The organism is Streptomyces poriticola (genome assembly GCF_036689765.1).
In the GTDB taxonomy this organism is placed as follows: Bacteria; Actinomycetota; Actinomycetes; order Streptomycetales; family Streptomycetaceae; genus Streptomyces; species Streptomyces poriticola.
In genome coordinates this window covers 1-260 of record NZ_JBAGKH010000127.1, presented here as the reverse complement: position 1 = coordinate 260, position 260 = coordinate 1, and the positions used below count along the sequence as shown (strand labels likewise).

The following is a 260-nucleotide window of genomic DNA, read 5'->3' as shown; positions in this document are numbered from 1 at the left end:
GCGTCGAAGGAGGACGGCTCTTCCATGGCGGTCAGCGCGAGCAGCTGCAGGAGGTGGTTCTGGATGACGTCGCGGGCGGCGCCGATGCCGTCGTAGTAGCCGGCCCGGCCGCCGATGCCGATGTCCTCGGCCATGGTGATCTGCACGTGGTCGACGTACGACCGGTTCCAGATCGGCTCGAACATCTGGTTGGCGAAGCGCAGCGCCAGGATGTTCTGGACCGTCTCCTTGCCCAGGTAGTGGTCGATGCGGAAGACCTG

The 260-nt window shown here is 65.8% G+C and carries 1 pseudogene; it reads right to left on the bottom strand.

Annotated features, from left to right (window positions below):
- Positions 1-260, bottom strand: a pseudogene (locus V5O46_RS31755) (glucose-6-phosphate dehydrogenase); the annotation flags it as partial.